The organism is Paenibacillus sp. P32E, from assembly GCF_001909085.1.
Taxonomy (GTDB): domain Bacteria; phylum Bacillota; class Bacilli; order Paenibacillales; family Paenibacillaceae; genus Paenibacillus_AQ; species Paenibacillus_AQ helianthi.
Genome location: NZ_LVYY01000002.1, coordinates 76,299 through 93,187 on the forward strand (window position 1 = coordinate 76,299; position 16,889 = coordinate 93,187).

At 46.1% G+C, this 16,889-nt stretch carries 15 protein-coding genes; 3 read left to right on the plus strand and 12 right to left on the minus strand.

Annotation, left to right across the window (positions count from 1 at the left end; genetic code table 11):
* Window positions 1-24 precede the first annotated feature (24 nt).
* On the minus strand, window positions 25-846 hold the full coding sequence (locus A3848_RS02550; protein WP_074083393.1) for a methyl-accepting chemotaxis protein: 822 nt from the start codon (window positions 844-846) through the stop codon (window positions 25-27).
* 199 nt (window positions 847-1,045) lie between these two features.
* Here A3848_RS02550 and A3848_RS02555 point away from each other — a divergent pair, with 199 nt between their 5' ends.
* The gene (locus A3848_RS02555) at window positions 1,046-2,689 is read left to right on the plus strand and encodes a cellulase family glycosylhydrolase (protein WP_074083394.1); all 1,644 of its coding nucleotides are present in this window, start codon (window positions 1,046-1,048) and stop codon (window positions 2,687-2,689) included.
* A gap of 187 nt (window positions 2,690-2,876) precedes the next feature.
* Here A3848_RS02555 and A3848_RS02560 read toward each other — a convergent pair whose 3' ends face one another.
* From A3848_RS02560 to A3848_RS02590, 7 genes are all read right to left on the minus strand, one after another.
* Complete coding sequence (locus A3848_RS02560) at window positions 2,877-3,263, minus strand: FMN-binding protein (protein WP_256701743.1); 387 nt, start codon at window positions 3,261-3,263, stop codon at window positions 2,877-2,879.
* Between the two features lie 50 nt (window positions 3,264-3,313).
* A complete protein-coding gene (locus tag A3848_RS02565; RefSeq protein ID WP_074083396.1) occupies window positions 3,314-4,084 on the minus strand; it encodes an NAD(P)H-dependent oxidoreductase in 771 nt (256 codons plus the stop codon).
* 197 nt (window positions 4,085-4,281) lie between these two features.
* Window positions 4,282-5,664, minus strand: a complete 1,383-nt coding sequence (locus A3848_RS02570; protein WP_074083397.1) for a DHA2 family efflux MFS transporter permease subunit — start codon at window positions 5,662-5,664, stop codon at window positions 4,282-4,284.
* Between the two features lie 371 nt (window positions 5,665-6,035).
* Entirely contained in the window at window positions 6,036-7,232 is a 1,197-nt protein-coding gene (locus tag A3848_RS02575; RefSeq protein ID WP_074083398.1) for a Ger(x)C family spore germination protein, read from the minus strand.
* Window positions 7,225-8,328, minus strand: coding sequence for a GerAB/ArcD/ProY family transporter (locus tag A3848_RS02580; RefSeq protein ID WP_074083399.1), 1,104 nt, complete (start codon window positions 8,326-8,328; stop codon window positions 7,225-7,227). The genes A3848_RS02575 and A3848_RS02580 overlap by 8 nt, the downstream gene beginning before the upstream one ends.
* 25 nt (window positions 8,329-8,353) lie before the next feature.
* On the minus strand, window positions 8,354-10,003 hold the full coding sequence (locus tag A3848_RS02585; RefSeq protein WP_074083400.1) for a spore germination protein: 1,650 nt from the start codon (window positions 10,001-10,003) through the stop codon (window positions 8,354-8,356).
* A 215-nt stretch (window positions 10,004-10,218) separates the two neighbouring features.
* Window positions 10,219-11,055, minus strand: coding sequence for an AraC family transcriptional regulator (locus A3848_RS02590; RefSeq protein WP_074083401.1), 837 nt, complete (start codon window positions 11,053-11,055; stop codon window positions 10,219-10,221).
* A gap of 121 nt (window positions 11,056-11,176) precedes the next feature.
* On the opposite strand from A3848_RS02590, the gene A3848_RS02595 reads away from it, so the two are divergent.
* Window positions 11,177-12,634, plus strand: coding sequence for an alpha-L-fucosidase (locus A3848_RS02595; RefSeq protein WP_074083402.1), 1,458 nt, complete (start codon window positions 11,177-11,179; stop codon window positions 12,632-12,634).
* Window positions 12,635-12,753: 119 nt separating this feature from the next.
* Complete coding sequence (locus A3848_RS02600; RefSeq protein WP_074083403.1) at window positions 12,754-13,296, plus strand: NADPH-dependent FMN reductase; 543 nt, start codon at window positions 12,754-12,756, stop codon at window positions 13,294-13,296.
* A gap of 98 nt (window positions 13,297-13,394) precedes the next feature.
* Here A3848_RS02600 and A3848_RS02605 read toward each other — a convergent pair whose 3' ends face one another.
* The 4 genes from A3848_RS02605 to A3848_RS02620 are packed head-to-tail and all read right to left on the minus strand — an operon-like array spanning window position 13,395 to window position 16,784.
* Entirely contained in the window at window positions 13,395-13,787 is a 393-nt protein-coding gene (locus A3848_RS02605) for a DMT family transporter (RefSeq protein ID WP_074083404.1), read from the minus strand.
* Window positions 13,787-14,350, minus strand: coding sequence for a TetR/AcrR family transcriptional regulator (locus A3848_RS02610; RefSeq protein ID WP_074083405.1), 564 nt, complete (start codon window positions 14,348-14,350; stop codon window positions 13,787-13,789). The genes A3848_RS02605 and A3848_RS02610 overlap by 1 nt, the downstream gene beginning before the upstream one ends.
* 56 nt (window positions 14,351-14,406) lie before the next feature.
* The gene (locus A3848_RS02615) at window positions 14,407-15,582 is read right to left on the minus strand and encodes a YARHG domain-containing protein (protein ID WP_074083406.1); all 1,176 of its coding nucleotides are present in this window, start codon (window positions 15,580-15,582) and stop codon (window positions 14,407-14,409) included.
* 50 nt (window positions 15,583-15,632) lie between these two features.
* Window positions 15,633-16,784, minus strand: a complete 1,152-nt coding sequence (locus tag A3848_RS02620; RefSeq protein ID WP_178381890.1) for a DUF116 domain-containing protein — start codon at window positions 16,782-16,784, stop codon at window positions 15,633-15,635.
* Window positions 16,785-16,889 lie beyond the last annotated feature (105 nt).

Below are 16,889 nucleotides of genomic sequence, written 5' to 3' on the forward strand. Positions count from 1 at the left end.
GGATTTTTTTTACGGGATTTGACGTTACTGAATCATGGAATTAATGAATTTTGCCATCTCGACGCTGGTCTGGTTCAGCCGTTCAATAACATCGCTGAACTCGATGACCCTTTCGGCTTGCTCAGAGGATGAAGCGGCAATAGCTTCGATTTCCGTTTCCATTTGACGGATTGAGCGTTGAACCGTATGAAGTGAATCCTCAATCGATTTGGTCGCATCCCTCGTATGTACGGACAATTTACGCACTTCCGTGGCGACGACACCGAAGCCAGCCCCCTCCTGTCCAACACGCGCGGCTTCGATGGCTGCATTCAACCCCAGCAGATTGGTCTGTTCGGAAATTTCACGGATAAAGCTCGCTACCTTGCTGACCTGATTAGACTCTTCCACCGTCTTTCGTGAATTCTCAAGAATCTGTGCTGTGGTAGCCGATAACTCTTCAGACTGGGCAGCTACATTTTGAACCATATCAACCAGTTGACCGCTGATTTGATTAATGCTGCCGGTCAGTTGCTCCATTTTATCCTCGTTTTCCAAGGTATAGGCGATCGCAAAAGCACCAATGATCTCCCCTGCAGCATCATAAATCGGGACAGCTGAAGAAATCACGGTAGCCCCATACAGCTCGGGCGACAGCCGGTTGGTTGTGGCTCGTCCTGCGAGCGCATTTCCGAGGGAAGGGTCATCCGGAGGAATAGGGCTTCCTTTGGTCAGACCGAAATCCAGCACCTTGCTGGGAGCATAATAATGGAATATTTCCTTGTCGGTGATCCCGACCATAATATCCTGGGAATGAATCTGTTTGAAGAATGGTGCAGCTAAAACTAAGGCATTTAAGTTGTCCATGACGTCTCTCTCCTAATTCAAGCATTTTTCCATTATTATCGTCACATTCCAGCCATAAATTTAGAGAGAAATTGTATGAAAGTTATAGTGATGTCGCTGTTTCTACATATTTACAGCTTGGCTCTAACGAATACGTTTACATTTCTATCGTATGCTATACAGTCTGACCTCATTGAAATGACTAAGAGGAGGAAAATGAATGTCGTTTGGTTTCAGAAAATTTGGTTTACTGTTCGTTGCTTTGGTATTGCTGGCAGGTGCCTATGCGTCTCCGGGCCAAAAGGTTAAGGCTCAAGGTGCAGAGGGCTATTATCACACTTCAGGCAGCCGGATCGTGGATTCATCAGGCAACCCCGCAGTATTCAACGGACTCAATTGGTTTGGCTTCGAAACCGCAAATTATTCTCCGCACGGCTTGTGGTCACGTTCCATGGATGATGTGCTCGATCAAATCAAGGCAGAGGGCTATAACTTGATCCGTCTGCCCTACTGCAACCAGATGCTGGATGCAGGTTCTGCCGCCAACAGTATCGATTATGCCAAAAATCCAGACCTCGTGGGTCTGAAGCCGATTCAGATCATGGATAAGTTGGTTGAAAAAGCCGGGAAACGCGGTATTCGGATCTTCCTGGACCGCCATCGTCCCGATTCGGGAGGGCAATCGACACTATGGTATACTGCGGCCTATCCCGAAACCCGTTGGATCAGTGACTGGGTGATGCTGGCTGAACGCTACGCGGGTAACCCCACGGTTATTGGGGCAGATCTGCATAATGAGCCGCACGGCACAGCAAGTTGGGGCACCGGGAATCTTGCCACAGACTGGCAGCTGGCCAGTGAGCGTGCGGGAAATGCGATTCTTGCCGCGAATCCGAACTGGCTGATCATCGTCGAAGGCGTAGAAACCAACGTGCAGGGAAACTCCACCAGCTATTGGTGGGGCGGCAACCTATCAGGCGTGCGGAGTCATCCGGTCGTGCTTACCCAGCCGAACCGTGTAGTCTATTCTCCGCATGATTACGGGCCCGGGGTAGCTTCACAGCCTTGGTTCAGCGCTGCCAATTTCCCGAACAACCTGCCTAAGTTGTGGGACGATACCTGGGGGTATATCAGCAAGGAACAAATCGCCCCAATTCTTGCAGGTGAATTCGGCGGCCGCAGTGTAGATACCCTTACCGTAGAAGGGAAATGGCAAAATGCGCTTGTCAGCTACATTGGCCAGAATAATCTCTACTGGACCTACTGGAGTCTTAATCCTAACAGTGGAGATACCGGGGGGCTATTACTGGATGACTGGGTTTCGTGGAATGAGCCTAAGCAAGCGATGCTTGACCCTATCATGAAGCCGGTTACGTTTCCTCCTGATCCGGGAGATAACCCGGGTGACGTGCACGCCATATCTCTTTATCGGGTGGGTGAAACGGGGACTGCTGTTAACTCAATCGGGGCGAGCCTGCAGCTTAAGAACGAGTCAGGCACCTCTATTCCTCTAAATGAACTCACGATCCGCTATTGGTACACAAGTGATGGAAACACCGCTCAGACCTTGGAATTTGATTATGCTGCCATTGGAAAAGAAAAACTGCTGGCATCGATTGTTCCCATGGCGCAGCCATTGAGCGGTGCCGACACCTATGCAGAGATCGGTTTTACAGCAAGCGCAGGCTCTCTTGCAGCATCCGGCACAACCGGTGACATTCAGTTCCGCATTCATAAAAACAATTGGACGAATTACAATCAAGTGGATGATTATTCCTTCAAACCTGCCATTACCAGCTATGCAGCGAATAATCATATCACAATCTATCATAAAGGGAAGCTGATCTATGGGATTGAGCCTTAAAGTACAATTATTTATATCGTAAAATAATACCTGGATGAAAACGCGGCGAGGTGTCCGCATACCTCAATGATCGGACACCTTGCATAATTTTTAGGGTATAGGTTTATTCTTTTCGCTGAATCACAGTCTCGAATTTCATGCCATTCGTTTCAAGCTGGTTATCAGTGAATGAAAAACGTTAGCCAGCTCATTCAGGAATTTGTGCTTTGGACAGTGCACTCTCCACTGATTTGAGATAGGCCTTGGAAGTGAGGGTTGCACCGCTCAACGTGTCTACCTGCAGAGACTGTGAAGCTATCACCTTGCCGTATAATGTATTCGTGAATTCAAGGGGTTTATTCTCTTTGTTCTGCAGCAGTTCAATGGCTGTAACCTTTCCGGAGGAGATTGTAATCTGAACGGAGTTGGCTCTCCACTTGTACATCCCGCCTTCATATTTCCCCGTATAAATGCCGTCTTGGAGATGTTTAAAATAATGCGAATCAAGTGACAGGTTCCTGGCTTCACGATGTTCTTTGGATAACATGTTCCACAATAGAGCGCCGCCTATAATCAGCAGAACGAAGATTCCCATTACTATTTTCAGGCATAATTTCTTCATCGTTATATTCCTTTCTTCAACCGTTAAGGGCGTTTAACCATACGTGTCCCCAATACATCAAACAGGCGGCCTAATAATTTTTTGTATGGCCCCAGTGATACAGGATAATAATAGCCAGACTCAAACCAGCCTTTCTCCTCGTAGTGCCGATAATCACGGTACTGGGGATTCAGCATGCTTTTTATACTTGTTCGGGCCATTCGAAATAACAGCAGACGGAACAAAGAAGGAACAGGAATGGCAGTACGCATGAGTTCCTTGTGAAACCTGGCTGCAGCGTTTTTCAATTTGCGGGAGTTTCTTGCCTCTACGGCTGCTGTGGTCGGCTCCAATGCGTTCAATACACAACCCTTGGCGACTTGAAAGCCGTAGTATCCTCCCATATCGTCAAGGTATTTCACGATTTTTCCCCCTCCGAGTATTCCTTGTGAGACGATTGCTGTGAATGTCTTGCCAAAAAACTGCGGCCGATGGAATACAAACGCGAGCCGGTCCAGCAAATTCTTCATAGGAGCCGATACCTGAAAGGCATATAACGGAGTCGCAAAAATAACGCCATCGGACGCTTGCATCTTCTCCAACAGCAAATCACGATCATCTTTTAAAGGGCAATGTTCCTCACCTTTGTTAAAACAAAGCTTGCAGCCAAGACAATAGTCCAACCGGTAATTCTTTAAAAACACATACTCAAATTCAATTTCTGCATCATTTGTCAGATACTTTTCAAATTCAAGTACCGCCTTATACGTTGCTTGCTTTCTTGGAGTGCCAAGAAATGCCGTAACTTTTTTCATCGAAGTCCTCCTTTTAGAGTGTGTCTTATTATTTCCAGTCAAATGAATGAATAATATAATATTCATTCACATTGTAGCACAGATCCATATTTCTGTCTGGTTATTCTGTCTTTACATGAAAATAGCCCAACATCCTGAAATTTGGATGCGGGCGGTGATCTTTTCTAACAATAGTTTTGTTTCATACCTTATGATTATTATACTTGGCCCACCTTACGGTCTCGCAGATAAAAGGAGATACAGAGTCCAATTGCTGCGATCCCTGTCAATGTCCAGAAGGAGGCATACAGCCCATGGAGCATACTCTCAGGGAAGTGAATTGAACTATGGCTCATCGAGGCAGTCATTATGGAAATTAACATTACCCCACCCATCGAACTGCTTAAGGAGCGTATGGTAATTGTCATAGGAGAAGCATGAGCAATCATGGTGACGGGAACGCTTGCCATCGCATAGGCCGTTACCGGTGTCATAATGAACCCGATGCCAACCATAAGCAGCGCATAAATAGCGGCCACAAGAACCATTGAAGTATGCGTTGACAACAAAAGAGTCAAAAGCAGCGTGATGATGGCAATGATAGAAAAGCCTCCCCGTATGATCAGCCGTATACCATACCGGTCATAGAGCCTGCCAGAGACCATACTGGTTATACCTAAGAGGATTGCCCCCGGCAACAGCAACAGACCAGACATTTTCGGAGTCAATCCCCTGACATTCTGGGCATATAGCGGTATCAGCAGTTCCACCCCTACCATGACTATGAACATCAGCACTCCGATCATAGAGGACTGGGTAAATCTTCGGTTGCGGAATATATTGAAATCCAAGAGCGGAACGGCCAGCTTAAGTTGACGATGGATAAACATAACAATAATGATTATCCCCGCAAAAATGATTGCCCACGTGATCAAACGTGAACCTCCCTGTTCTCCCGCCCGATTTACCCCATACAGTAATCCTGCAAATCCAAGGGTTGAATAAAGGATGGATTTCAGATCCAGCTTCTCATGATGAGTATCCCCTACGTTCTTTAGACTAACTGTAGCCAGCAGCAAATTAGCAATCACGACGGGAAGCACAGCGTAGAACAGAATTCTCCAGGAATGCTCCTGAACGACCAAACCGGATAACGACGGGCCCAGTGCCGGAGCGAGTCCCATCACCAGACCGATCAGCCCCATCGCAGAACCGATCTTTTCCTTTGGAAAAACTCTTAGAATCGTAGTCTGAAACAGCGGCATCAACAGGCCTGCTCCTATCCCCTGAATGATACGGCCTGTCAGGACCCAACCAAACTCTGGAGCGATTGCAGCCAGCAGTGTTCCTGTGGCAAATAATCCTACGGAAGTAAAGAATAGTGCTCTTGTAGTGAATCTTCCGACCAAAAATCCGGCAACAGGCACAGTAATACCTGCAACCAGATAATAAATTGTAATCAGCCATTGCACCTTGTTCTCGTTGATTCTCAGGTCCACCATGATACGCGGCAGTGCAGTATTCAGCATCGTCTGCATCAGCTGTGCCAGAAAATTTGCGATCACCAGTGAGGAGACCATAATCCCAGGTTTACTTCTCATTCCTTACCCCACCTTATCTGTCTGTTTGATTAAATATATTAAAGGCTGATTAAGTCCCTAATTATCCCGAAAAAATTCACTACTTTTGCATTAACAAAAGGGGTAATTTCCGGGTAAGCGATACATACGAGCTTAATCACGGACTTAATATATCCAGAATATATTTATATGGTTTTTTTGTCAAACAGAACTTCAACGTGGAGAATATAAAACATGGAGCAAAACGCCGCCCGGGGTTATGGGCGGCGCTGGTGTAAAGGTGATTCCGTGCATGGAGTACAGCCATAGAAACGGCCCAGTAGATTGCTTTTCTCCAAATTAGTGTGTCAGGAGCCTGTTCAACCAAGTACTGAGAAGTCTGCTAAGTGCATTCATTCATTAAATGACCCATAATCAGTTATGGTGAACTTTATACTAAAGGTTACCGGTACTTTGCTAAAAGTATCATCCCAATGATCCTTCAGCTTTTTCCATACCTTAGGGTGTTCAATACTTAGGCGTTCTCCGAAGCCGGCAACCTCCACCTTGTAAGTGGACTGCATCTGTTGCATCAAATGATTAAGCATAATGCTCAATCTCTCTTCAAAAATTTTTTCCCTCTCTTTAAGGGAGCCTATTTTAGTTGAGCGCTGCTCCGGGTCCCAATTTTCAATTAAGCGTCCATCCGATTCTATATTCACGTGAAATGAGACCTTGTTGTCTTCCGTGATTTTAGAAGTTATTTTACTTTTTGCGGACTTGATTTCATAGGTTATGGTTTCATGTTTATTATTGTACGTCTTGATCGTCCCTCCATTGACATCTCCTTTAATCCAGTTCATACTCCTCATGTCGTCCTGGTCTAATGACCCAATCCATTTGCCGGTTTCCCCCTTGATGATCCCAGCCCCAGACAACTCGATATCACCTTTGGCTTCTATAATATTTTGCAGCACAAAGCTTTGTTTAGAGTGCATCCGTGCATCCAGAGTGGATAAGTTGACGGGTTTCATTACTTTGCTGCTTCTAAAGCGGTTGCGGACCATTTCCCTGAGATGAAAGGAAGGAATATCATCCTTATCTTTCAATGTAAAAGTATCTGAGGCCCGCCCGGTACTTAAGAAGACAACACAGCTGGGACGGATATCGTTGTCACGAAGCATAAAATCCATCAATTGCTCTATCTTCTGCTGCTCCACAAGTTTTGTAGAAATAACGATTACCTTCAGGTGGTGACCAATGATCGGGCGGTCCAGACGAACCGAGAATTGGCGAAAAATCTCCAGCACAGAGTCACCCGTTTCCGAGACATTGATATATTGTGGCTTATTTACGCTATTTGATGATTTAGATGCACCGCCAGCTGATTTTTTGGGCACTATTTGAAGTGTCGCCGTAAGCTTATTATTCTTAAAATAATCCCCGCCCTCATCCACCAATGTCTGCTCTGTCGAAGATAGTTCCCCTGTATCAAGAGCCACACCGGTATAGAGGCTTAGGTCTTCAATTTCCTTACTGCTCCAACAGCCGGATTGCGTGATCAGGAGCGTAACCGCTAGCAATACAAGGAGAGGATGACGTTTACACATTCTGCTTCAATCCTTTCTTTCGAATGATCAAAACTACCGAAAGCAGCACAGGAAGCAAAATAAACAATATTATTCCCATCCTTCCAATGGCATCACCAACGGCAAATACATCATTCATACGTTTGGGAACCATGGTCGAGATGAAAATCAACGGCATTAGCCCGAAGATCACAGGGACAATTTTCAACTTGAACACCTGAGAGATCCCGAGGGAAGCATTGAAGAAAAAACTGCAGAAGTTACAAAACATTTGCATCATCCAAATCACCAATAGCGGAAACTCGAACCGTTCAAAAAAGAATCCGGAGATCTCAAAACTGCGGACTAAATCAATTGTAGGCCAAGTGCTCGTAGTCACAGAATCTATGGACAGGCCTCCTACAACCACAATCACAGTCAGAAGGTATAAGACCATAGGTATGCCAATCCCCGCTAACATGGATTTAACCGCATGCTGGGGATGCTGCATGAAGGCTGTAATCGTCATCACTACCTCACATCCCGTATAGACGAGTACAGTGGACTTCAGTCCCTTAATTACAGGCATAAGACCTTCACTCAGTACAGGACGCAAATGGTTAATATCAAATACTCTTATGCTAAGGATATAACATAAAATCAAGATAAAAAGGCTTATGGGGAAAATGATTTGATAGACTCTGGCGATGGAATTAATGCCTCCAAACACCAGATAGGCCCCCACCCAGATAAATGGAATGACGATTGCCCAAACGGGAGTTCCTTCAAGTAGAAAAAACATCGTAATTTCAGCCAATACCCGAATTTCAAATCCGGCGATGATAATAAAGTAAATAATGAGCAGCGAGCTTAAAAAACCTCCCGGGAATGTACCAATAATTCCTTTGGAGTATTGATAAACGGTTTTCCCTGGAAACTGCTGGCTTAATTTCACCATTACGAAAATAACCAACATTACAATTAGCCCGCCCAGCAGTACGGACATCCAGGAGTCCGGAGTTTTGGCTGATTGCGTCACACTTCTGGGCAGAGTCAGAATACCCGCCCCCAGTACCGTATTCGTCAAGAATAACGATGCCTGACCCGATGTGATTTTATCATCAGAGCGTACAAACATTTCTTCCCCCCCTTCCTTTTACTTGCTAGGATCTGCGCTTTTTCTTTTGTGTTTTCATCATTTCAGGTCTTCGTTTCATAAGTGACAGAGGTGCGCGAACGTAGAGATCCTTCCAGTCACTAAAGCGTATGGGAGCAAAGGGAGTAACATAAGGCACCCCAAAGCTCTTTAATTTACTGAGATGAATGATGATCAGCAGAAAAAACAATATCGTTCCAAACATCCCGAGTACGGATGCAAACAGCATGCCAGCAAAACGCAAAATGCGGAGTGTAATGCCCGTACTGTACATCGGTACTGAAAAGGAAGAGATCGCTGTCACCGCCACGACGATAACCAGGAATGGACTAACAATTCCGGCTGCCACAGCGGCATCGCCAATAATCAAGCCCCCTACGATGCCCATTGCTGGTCCAATGGGTTTGGGCAGCCGAATCCCAGCTTCACGTAATATCTCAATGGACACTTCAAGAATCATAACTTCAATAACGGATGGAAATGGAACGCCTTGACGGGTCTGAATGATGGTTATCGCCAGCTGAGTGGGGATTAACCCCGGATGGAACGAGATAAAAGAAATGTACAAAGCCGGACTCAGCAACGCCAGAAAGGCTGTGAAGAACCTCAGGATCCGATACATGGTTCCTGGAAGCCACCGTTCATAATAATCCTCTGGGGATTGCAGCAGCATACTAAAGGTCACAGGAACGATGAGTGCAAACGGAGTGCCGTCCAGCAGTATTGCTATTCTTCCTTCCAGCAGAGAGTTAATAACCCGGTCGGGCCGTTCCGTATTCTGAGTCTGCTGGAAAGGGCTCATATAATTATCTTCAATCAGTTGCTCCACATATCCGGATTCAGCGATAAAATCCATATCAATTTTTGAAATCCTGTCCTTAACCTCCTGAAGCAGCTCAGGATTTACAATATCGTTAATATAGGCAACAACCAGCTTTCTTTTGATGCTGGTTCCAACCTCATAGAGCTTCATCTCCAGATTTTTATTAAGACCTTGGCGGCGCAGCATGGAGGTATTCTCGCTTAGGACCTCCGAAAATGAAATTCGCGGCCCGCGAAGCAATCCTTCTGAGACTGGTTCTGTAATCGCCCGTTTGGAACCGCTTGGCAATCCCACCAACAGCGCTGTGGACATCCCTTCTATGATTAATGCTGTATAGCCAAACAGAATCTTCTCCTGGAGCTTTTCCAATTCATTGATTTCACTAAGCTCCGTAAGCGGAAGGATTTTTTCTTTTATACTGGATAAGGTTATAGCCTCACTATCAACTTTGAGGTCTTGCATCAAAACCTGCAGCACTTGTTTGTTGATCAACCCTTCATCCTGCATGCCATCTATGAAGATAAGCACAGCCTGTACATTAAACCCATACACCATAAATTCACGAAAATGCACATCACTGTTTTCGCCTATGGCTTGTTTAATGGATATAAGATCAGCATTATAATTCCCGCTAAGCTGTGGACTGGTTTGAGTAGCCATTTTCTTAGGTGAAGCAGGAACTGAAGCTTTCCCCGCTTTCGAGGCCCTTCCGCTCCCTACAACGGAGTACAGCGAATTGTATAGATAATAAATTCCTAATGGACACACTAGCGTTATTGCAGCCTGCATAAATGTTTTCCAATCAGGAATAAAAGAAACGATAGTTGACCACATCCTGATCATCCTTAACTGTAGTTTTTTTTGAAATAACGCTCCGTGATGAAATCTGCAGTTTCCAGGTGAGAGGCTATAACCTAAAGTGTGCCAAAATAAAGATTTCTTTAGTCACAGTTAATAAAACTCTCCAAAGGTAATTTCATCCATCGTTGTTAAAGGATGTTCCCATAACAAAAACTCCTGCCAGGGAATACTTCTCTGGCAGGAGTCTGTTATTCGAAATGAAGGATCTGCATCTGTTTTCTGAAGTCCGTAGGCGTAAGCCCTGCATTCTTCTTGAACTGCTTGGAGAAGTAGAACAGGTCGCTGAAGCCGAGCTGCATGGCGATTTCACTGATCGTGCTGGTTGTAGCAGTGAGCAGTTCCTTGGCTTTTTCGATTTTTTTTCGTGTAATGTACTGTATGGGAGGCACGCCTAACTGCTTCTTGAACAGGCGGATAAAGGAATTGGGGTGCATGTGGGCAATCTCGGCAAGCTCATGGACTGTAATATTTTGTTCAATATTCGCTTCAATATGATTCAGGATTTTGGTTAGTTTTTCAACGGTGGTTAAATTCTTAAGGGTAATTTCATTTAGGTCCAGCTTGCTGAGGTAATAGGCAAATAGCTCCATTAGCTTGCTCTTCGCAAGCAGCTGGGCGTAAATCTCACTCGATTTGGCATGGAATACAATGCTGCTGAACATCTCCTTGACGATTCCGCGGTCTACGGAGCTGCATATATGACTCAGTTCCAGTATTTTGAACAGATTCATATCTCCTGCCTTCACACTGAAGTGGCACCAATATTTGCGGAAGGGCTGGCTGCTGATACAAGAATAAGATTGCTTCACTCCCTCCGGCATCAAATAAAGCTCACCGGGCTTGGGATAGTACTCTTGTTCACCGATCTTCAGCCAGCCCTCGCCTTCGCATATGAAATAGAACTTGCTATAGTCAGGGGTGTAGCCGAGATCCTTCCAATCCGTACTGCACAGATTATAGTCCGCCATAATTAAATCAATCTTCAGGTTAGATATGTAGCTGGTGAGCAGCGTAGAGTTATTCATAAATAAACCGCCTTAGAGGGTTATTTTTGTACATCAACAAGTTAATGATCTACATACCTATTCTCTCCATCCCCCGCTACAATGAGAGCGGTACAAGAACTTCGAGAGGATGGGAACAATAATGGACAAAGCCAGCTACTTAAAGGTGATCAATGATACGATTGGGTGTGGCAGATTCAAGGATAATTGGGACTCGTTAAGTGAGTTCCGGGTTCCTTTGTGGTATGAGCAGGCTAAATTCGGAATATTCATTCATTGGGGCCTCTATTCTATTCCTGCGTTTGGCAGCGAGTGGTATTCCCGCAATATGTACATTCAGGGCTCCCCGGAATATGAACATCATCTGGCTGTATACGGTAAGCATGCAGATTTCGGTTATAAGGATTTTATTCCATTATTTACAGCAGAGCACTTCGATGCGGCCGAATGGGCACAGCTTTTCAAGCAGTCCGGTGCCAAATACATTATGCCAGTTGCAGAGCATCATGACGGTTTCCAGATGTATAAAAGCGTTTTCTCTCATTATAACACGTACGAAATGGGGCCAAAACGTGATCTGCTGGGTGAAATGAAGGCTGCCTTTGCCGAACAGAAGCTGGAGCTGTGCGTGTCTTCACACCGTGCAGAGCACTGGTTCTTCATGTCGCATGGTAAAGAATTCGCATCCGATATTCATGAACCGCTCGTTCCCGGAGATTTCTACTGGCCGGCAATGCTTGAACCGGAGCATCAGGACTTATATGGTTCTCCCCCGACAGATGAATATCTGGAGGACTGGCTGATCCGTTGCTGCGAGCTGGTCGATCAGTATCAGCCTAAGGTGTTTTATTTTGATTGGTGGATTCATACCGCTGCCTTCAAGCCTTACCTTAAGAAATTCGCTGCTTATTATTACAACCGGGGTGAAGAATGGGGTTATCCGGTGGCAATCAATTACAAGCATGATGCCTTTATGTTCGGCGCTGCCGTTCCCGATGTGGAGCGGGGCCAATTCGCCGGGCTGAAGCCCTATTTCTGGCAGACAGACACCGCCGTGGCTAAGAATTCCTGGTGCTACACTGAAAACAACAATTACAAATCTGCTGTAGAGATTATCAGGGATCTGGTCGATATCGTCAGTAAAAACGGCAATCTGCTGCTGAACATTGGCCCTAAGGCGGATGGCTCCATTCCCGAGGAGGACAAGAATATTCTTCTGGAGATTGGGGAATGGCTAAAAGTCAATGGCGAAGCCATCTATGATACGTCATACTGGCGCACCTTCGGTGAAGGGCCGACAGAAATCCAGGAAGGCCAATTTACAGATGGCCAGACCAAGCTGTTCACAAGCGAGGATATCCGCTTTACGGTTAAAGGTTCTGTTCTATATGCCACCGTTCTTGTGTATCCTGAGCAAGGTACGGTTCACATTAAGTCACTTAAAGAGAAATCCCATCATTTCCAGGGAATCATCCAAAATATCAGTATATTGGGCTGCGACGAGAAACCCGCCTGGCAGAGAACGGAAGAAGCACTTATCCTTACAACAACTACTGTTGCAAGCAACGCACCCGTTGTTTTTAAAATTGAGCTTGATTAGTAAAAATTTTATGGTTTCAAATTAACACTTGCTATATAAAAGTAATATGCTATAATAAAAATATGTTAAGTTACACAGCAGATTAGGAAGCTAATACAACTACTTAGGAGGAAAATTAAATGACAACCTTAAACATCGGAATTATTCTGGGCAGCACCCGTCAAGGACGCGTGAGCCCGCAGGTAGGCGAATGGGTGAAAGGTATAGCGGATGCACGCGGAGATGCAAACTATGAAATCGTAGATATTGCCGACTATAAATTGCCTCTCCTTGGAGAATCGGATGACTATGCTCCTGCACAGGCTTGGGCGGCTAAGCTGGCTACTCTCGATGGGTTCGTCTTCATTGCACAGGAATATAATCATAGCCTTACGGGCGCACTCAAGAATGCACTGGATTCCGCCCGTGAAGAATGGAACAATAAGGCAGCGGGCATCGTCAGCTACGGCTCTGCTGGAGGCGTTCGTGCAGCCGAGCACCTGCGCGGAATTCTTGGCGAATTGATGGTCGCCGATGTTCGTGTACATCCACTATTGTCCCTGTTCACCGACTTTGAGAACGGTTCTGTCTTCAAGCCGGCTGCCCTCCACACACCTAACGTAAATGCCATGCTTGATCAAGTGCTCGCATGGAGCGGTGCCTTAAAGACCTTGCGTTCATAAATAAAGCTAGCTAAGACCCAAAAAGCCACTTCAGATGTTGAAGTGGCTTTTTCTATGACCCGGGACAGCGGCATGAATGGCAATTGGATGCTGAGACTCTAATGTAGCGAGCTTTGCTCTTGTACTGTATGAATTGGCCCTTTCGAAGAGGCCGCATCATCAGAGGAACCATGACCCGGTCCGAGCAGATTCAGGACAACCACTCCAATGACGATAAAGGCAATGCCCACAACACTTGCCGTATTAATCTTTTCCTTCCAAATAACTACCGAAATTATCACAGTTACTACTGTGCCTAGTCCAGACCAGATCGCATAGGCAGTATTTAGCGGGATGGTCTTCAGCGATATGGACAGGAAATAGAACGAACACACGAAAGCAACAACCGTCACGATGGACGGATACAGCCGGGTAAAGCCTTGAGAAGCTTTCAGCATCGAGGTTCCGAGCAGCTCACTGGAAATGGATAAGGCTAATAACAAATAAGCCATCATTTCACCTCCTTCGCATAGAGCAGTAATTCGTTTAGGATCTGCTCCTTCAATTCCTTGTCAGGGGGAGCAAGGCCAAACATTTCCGCAAACCACAACCCGTCAGCCGCAAGTCTGGCGATGGTCGATTTTACAGGGTCAAGGCCGTCATTCTCAATGTTGTGCTGCCACTGTACATATGCAGACCGGATACTATTCAATGATTCAGGATTGAAAAAGAGCGCGGAAGCCAGCACCGGACCCATGTCATTACCGACACCAATATCATCTAAGGTAGATTCGAGATAAGCCCTGCTCCATCTCCCTTTTACTTCCTTATCCCGCTCCATCCTTCTGGCGATATCGGCCTCAAAGGTCTTCGTCATCTCCTCCACTACACCGAGCACCAGCGCTTCTTTACTGGGAAAATGGTACAACAGGCCACCTTTGCTGACGCCCGCCTTCTTGGCAACCAAATCCAGAGTCAATTGCTCTCCTCCCAGTTCCTTCATCACAGCTGCGGCAGCAAGTAGAATTAGTTTTCGTTTGGGGATTTTTTCTTTCTCTTGAGCTTGCGAATCCATACTTATCACCGTCCTGAAATAACTATACCGTCTGGACGGTTTAGATGTCAAATGATCTACCCGTACAATAATCTCCCGTCAAAACAGTCGTTGATATCCGTATCCGTCCCGGAAAGCTTATGATTTTCAAGCTGAATCCAGCCGGTTGTGCCGTCAGCCATCTTGATCTTCCCATACTTCTTAGTGTCACCGCCCAGAAAATAAACCGTCTCTCCCGGCGCTACCCATTTGAGGATGTCCTGCTTCCCGGAGGTTTTGTAGATAGGAAACCGTACTTTGGCTACCCAGGGCGTTGGCGGCTCCATCGGATAAAAATCTGCAGGAGCTTCTTTCCACAAGTGATTGCTGTCCAGCTTATAATTTTCAAGATAGAACCAGCATTGAAAATCATAGGCCTGTCTCGGAGAAACCGCGGTTCCCTGCCCATCCATGGCTTGCGCATTACCGGTAAACCCGTCCAGGGTCCCCATGCTTATCAGCCTTTTTCCATTGTAATAATAGTAATATGTGGAATGCTGCGCACTCTCATTGGTATCCTCCAAGGCGAGTTCAAAATACGGGTCTTGGATATTGGCATCTACGACCTTGAAATGGGGGATGGAATTATTAGACAGGGAAATCTTCGCTGTAGTATCATTCACCATGAGAATCCATTCGTCATCTACCTCGAAGTGTTTGCTTAACGTCATATGGATATGATCATTAGCTCCGTCACCGTTCATGTCCACATGGGCATTTTGAAGTCCGGTTGAATTCTTCTCCTGCGGATATCCCAGAAAGTGATAATCCACATCCCATTGTCTCTCCAGCTTGTTTGCCGAGAGCAGTTTTTCGTATTTCTGAATCCGCTTGATATTTTGACTCTCTATTTCCGTTAAATCACCCTTATAATTCCCATCCGCCTTGTACCAGCGTTTACCCGCAAAGAAGGTATTGAGGTCGGCCCGTTCAAACACTAATCCATGCCGGGCAAAAATCTCATTCCGGGCCAGCTCCAGCATTCTGCTGTCGATGTTGCTGAGATTGTCTTCCGTTAATAACGTTGTGCTGCTTTCCCGAAATACATAGTCTCTGCCCTTGAAAGCTTGAGTATCCTTGCTTTGATCGTTTTTTGTAGTTTGGTGCACCTCAGGCGGCTTATCCGGCTGTGCGTCTTTATGGGTATCACATCCGACAATTTGCAGCGGCAAGGCTGCTATGAGTAATAACAGTTGGAGTTTATGACGATTCAATTTAGCATCCTCCTTTCATGTAGCTGAAGTAGAAACTAAATAAGAAATCTTCAGGTCTGCCCCTCACGCAAACTCTGCTCCAGCCGCTCCATATCTAGGGAAGTCTCTATTCCTTCCCGATGCCAATGCAGCACACAGCCTGAATAATGAAGCAGCACACATTGTGGCAGATATCCCATTTCCCGTGCTTTATAGCCCCCTGAGATGAGATTCAGCACACAAGCTACTCCGATAATGCCAACCTCTCCCACACGTATACGCTCCTGACCAAAAGCGGTAGAGGCATGCGGTATCATCAGCACCTTACAGCCATAGACTTCGGCCAGAGCTGTTACTTCTTGTACCCGGCAGGTTTTGGAGCAGCGTCTGCAGACGTACCCGGGCCCCTCCTGTACAGCCTGGCATTTCCCGGCGGTTTTGTTACGCATGCAAATGGGCAGAAAAACTATTTTTCCAGGTGCTGCATGAAAGCCGTCATAAAATACCCGGTTCATGATCTCGGCACCGACCATGTTCAAATGGTACTCCACCCGATTCCTGCTGCAGAATATACGGTTTTCCTGCCATCTCAGACGTTGGCGGTTGTTCTCAATATAAGTGTCTACGTTCGAGGTGTACCTGCCCAGACATTCCAGACTCCGCCGTTCAAACCATACAGCCTTCCGAACCACCCTTTGCAATATGCCTTCGCCCTCCTTCTCCGGCAATCCCCGCAGAAAATCCAGCCAGACCTTTAGCCGCCTACTCTCTTGCTCAAACTCACCACTGGCGCGAAGCCACCCTAGCAATTTGGCTAATGAATGCAGCTGTATTCGTTCATCCACATGTCGGCGCCGGGCCAACACCGAAGTTCCAGCAATTCCCTTAAACCGGTCTACGACTCGGCGCGCCTCTTGGCTTCGGCTTCTAAGCGTGTACAGTGAGGATAACAGCTTACCCATGTACACACTTCCCGCAGTCGCCCTTGATCTGTATACATTCCACAGTACGCCAATCATCAGCAATTCAAGTGCATAGATATTATGATCGAAGGCTTCCAGTTTTCGCAATGCGATATACTGGCTGAACTTGGATATAGACTGATCTTCATGCCATTTCTCCAGAACTTCATCGGTAAACACAGCAACATCTGTATAGTATTGATCTGCTCCTCCGTCTTCACCGGTTAAGGAATACGTTGGTGCATCGCGACGCTCGTCCAAAGAGATCATCTCCCGTTTCACTATACCAACAAGGTAGCATTTCACCTGCAGACTGTCAGTGACTTTACGTCCGGACCTAAAGATTTTCCGATGGAAACGTGATAG